The sequence below is a fragment of the Deltaproteobacteria bacterium genome, assembly GCA_016219225.1.
Lineage (GTDB): Bacteria > Desulfobacterota > RBG-13-43-22 > RBG-13-43-22 > RBG-13-43-22 > RBG-13-43-22.
Genome location: JACRBX010000317.1, coordinates 1 through 3,152 on the forward strand (window position 1 = coordinate 1; position 3,152 = coordinate 3,152).

General features: G+C 49.4%; 3 protein-coding genes. 1 reads left to right on the forward strand and 2 read right to left on the reverse strand.

From position 1 onward, the window contains the following. Positions 1–83: 83 nt before the first annotated feature. Both HY879_25495 and HY879_25500 read right to left on the reverse strand, forming a co-directional pair. Entirely contained in the window at positions 84–506 is a 423-nt protein-coding gene (locus HY879_25495) for an SCP2 sterol-binding domain-containing protein (GenBank protein MBI5606699.1), read from the reverse strand. A gap of 232 nt (positions 507–738) precedes the next feature. Further along, on the reverse strand, positions 739–1,998 hold the full coding sequence (locus HY879_25500; GenBank protein MBI5606700.1) for an acyl-CoA/acyl-ACP dehydrogenase: 1,260 nt from the start codon (positions 1,996–1,998) through the stop codon (positions 739–741). A gap of 302 nt (positions 1,999–2,300) precedes the next feature. Between HY879_25500 and HY879_25505 the strand changes: the two genes are divergently transcribed. Further along, positions 2,301–2,753 (forward strand): GNAT family N-acetyltransferase, encoded by a 453-nt coding sequence (locus tag HY879_25505; GenBank protein ID MBI5606701.1) that lies wholly within the window; start codon positions 2,301–2,303, stop codon positions 2,751–2,753. Positions 2,754–3,152: the final 399 nt, after the last annotated feature.

A 3,152-nucleotide genomic window follows, 5' to 3' on the forward strand; every position in this document is an offset into this window, starting at 1 on the left:
GATGAATTCGTAAAAAATCGCCGAAACCCGCATTACGTCATTCCGGCGAAAGCCGGAATCCAGTGTTTTTAGCGAAGCGATCCTTAATCCCCAAGATATTCGTTCTTAAAGGAACTGATGGAGTTGGCCACGGCCCGGATAAATTTGGCATTTCGCATAATCTTGGACATATCCCCCTTGAGTTTGAAGCTGCCTTTGACCACCCCTTCGATGAAGTCCTTCTCCCCTTTAACCACCGGCTTGAAGTCGCTATAGGAACCGATCACAAAGAAACCGGGGGCTTTTGAAGAAGGGTCCTCAAGGATTTGGGCATCCGAACATTTACCGGAGGCCGCCTCAAGGTAGAGATAAACGGTTTTTTCCAGGCCGCCGCCCGGTTCTATCTGAAATATCCAGTTTCCGTTAAAATCCACTCCCCAGTTCTTTCCGGTTTCGGCAACGGCCGCATCGTTGTTCAAGGCATTTTTCCATTCGTCACACCATTCCTGCGAGGGATAAAGGGCCATGGTCTGTCCTCCTTTAATTTTTTTTGTGGCAATTTTTAGATGAGTTTTAAAGTGATATGTTCACGCTCATTTATTTTTTAGGACCCTGGATTCCGGCTTTTGCCGGAATGACGGGAAAACCCGCCCTCTTTTCGTCACTCCGGCGAAAGCCGGAGTCCAGTCGTTAAGATTCTCATAGAAGTAATGGAATGTCTGTTCAATATATAAGACCATTAACAAAGGGCTTGCATCGTTACAGGCTCTCTATCTCATACCAATAGCGGGCGTTTTCCAGGGTCTTTAACCCTTTCCCGCCCATCCAGAGTCCGATGACCTTTTGATCGCGCCAGTGCTTTTCGATATCAAACTCCCGGGCATAGCCGTAGGAACCCATGAAATCCATGGCCCGGCTGCAGGCCCGTTCTACGACATTGTTGGCATACAAGGCCAATCCCCTGGTTTTGAGCAGAAACCGTTCATCCCAGGGGTCCCAGCCGTAGATCTCCGGATGGTCCAGTTCCCTGGTGTAGGCCCACATCCAGGCCGAAGTGGATTCGAGGCTTATGGCTATTTCTGAAAGCATATCGGCCACCAGGCTATGCTCCTTGAGGGGTTTGCCGGCGATCACCCTTTCCGAGGTCCATTTTTTGATGATTTCATAAACGTTTTTCATGATGCCGACACACATGGCCGTAGAACCGATATTGCCCATGGTGATGGCCCGCCTCCAGTACTTGAGATCGTCTCCGGGACCATGGAGCCGGTATCTTTTGGGCACCCGGACATGATCGAACCAGACATCGGTGTTCATATCGGCATTCATACCGCACTTCTGGTAGGGATTACCGACCGAGACCCCCGGGGAATCGGCCGGGACCAGGATCAGGGCGAAATCATTTGGATCCGAAGATCCTTTTTTCGTGGAACAGACCACAATGTAAAGATCCCCCACCTTGCCTGAGTTGGTGGGCCATATCTTATGTCCGTTGATGACCCATTCATCGCCATCGAGCTGGGCCGTGGTCTGGATGGTTTTGCCTTTCATCCGGCCGATATTTTCTATATCGGCCCCGCTCGAGGGTTCCGTCATGGCATGGCAGCCGACGTATAGTTCCTCGCCGCAAAATTTTGGTCCGAATTCCAGACACAACTCCATGTTCCGGTGGGGTTTGAGCAGGATAGGCATTAAACCCCAGATCGAACAGATACAGGCTGTACACAATCCCGAGTCGATCCTGGCCAGCTCCTCACAAATAACACTGGTCAGGGCCATAGGTTCCGGCATGTCCGTCCCCCCGGCCTCGGCCGGAAAGAAAGCGGCATTAATGCCCAGATCAACCAAAACCTCCTTCATGATTGGCTCAACCAGTTTATGCTCCCGCCAGTCCTCATCGATCTGCTGCCTAATGGGCAGATATCTTTCATCCCCCCACCGCCTGAGCACCCGGCCGAGATCCGATACGAAATCAGAAACCCATTCCTTCGGCCTGATAAAATCATCGATATTCGGCATCCTTTTTCTCTCCTTTCATTTGAGAGTTAACAGCCAACGACCTTATTTTCCAGGACGGCCCCTTCTACCCCTGACCTGAAGAAATCTCTCCCTTTTTTGATTCGGGCCGGATTATCATGGAAAAAAATGGTTTTGAAAATCCGTAAAACTATGTATTTTGAGCTGGGGTAGATATGTAGTTTTCCATAGGTCAGGTGCCCAGGATATTTCCCTTTTCTTTTTCACAATTGCGGACTATGGTTCAATAAGAAGGTGGAGAAGGTGTGGAGTCATTGCCCAGGAATTTTGGAGGCGAAACGGATATGGAAATCAGGGAGCTTAAGCCATCGGAATTGAGCCAACTTCTGCAACTTTACGAACATCTCCACGAGGCAGATAATCCATTACCCCCCGAGGATGTTTTGACGGCGGTTTGGGAACAGATCCGGAAAGATGAGAACCACAAGATCTTCGGTGTCTTCACCAACGGCGATCTGGTCGCCTCATGTGTGCTTTGTATTATCCCCAACCTGACCCGGGGCGGCCGGCCTTACGGCCTGATCGAGAATGTGGTGACCCATAAGAACTACCGAAGGCGCGGGCATGGAAAGGCCGTTTTGCATCATGCCCTCAATTATGCCTGGTCCAAAGGCTGTTATAAGGTCATGTTGCTCACGGGTCGAAAGGATGAATCCACCTACCGCTTCTATGAATCGGCGGGTTTTGACCAAAACGCCAAACAGGCCTTTCTGGCCAAACCGCATCCGGATGAATAATGAGCAGTTTTGTTGCAGGGCTATGCTTTTGTATGGGTCGTGGTCACTTCGGCCAACAGTCTTTTTCTTTCTTTTCTTCGCCTAGTCTTGAGGTAAGTTGCTTTGGCAAATTCCAGAACAACATCCTTTTGAGTCGACTGATCCGGAACAGCTTTGAGCCGAGGAGCAGATAACTTTATTGTCGGCAAAACAAGCAATTTGTTTCCTGGCCTCGGCATCTAGGCCATACTCGGGATAATTCAAACGAAAAGTCGGCAATTTATAGCGGTAAGCCATTCCCAATCGATCAAGATAATAAGCATTCGGTTTGGCCTTATTTAAATAACAAGAATTCCAATGGGAAACAAAGCCGTTTTTCTCGCAAAGATGGCCGTAAGAGGTCAAATTGTTTTCTGCCAA

What these genes read in the sequence shown, in the direction of transcription:
- HY879_25495 (MBI5606699.1), bottom strand. Translation starts at nt 506, where the DNA reads ATGGCCCTTTATCCCTCGCAGGAATGGTGTGACGAATGGAAAAATGCC.
- HY879_25505 (MBI5606701.1), top strand. Translation starts at nt 2,301, where the DNA reads ATGGAAATCAGGGAGCTTAAGCCATCGGAATTGAGCCAACTTCTGCAA.
- HY879_25500 (MBI5606700.1), bottom strand. Translation starts at nt 1,998, where the DNA reads ATGCCGAATATCGATGATTTTATCAGGCCGAAGGAATGGGTTTCTGAT.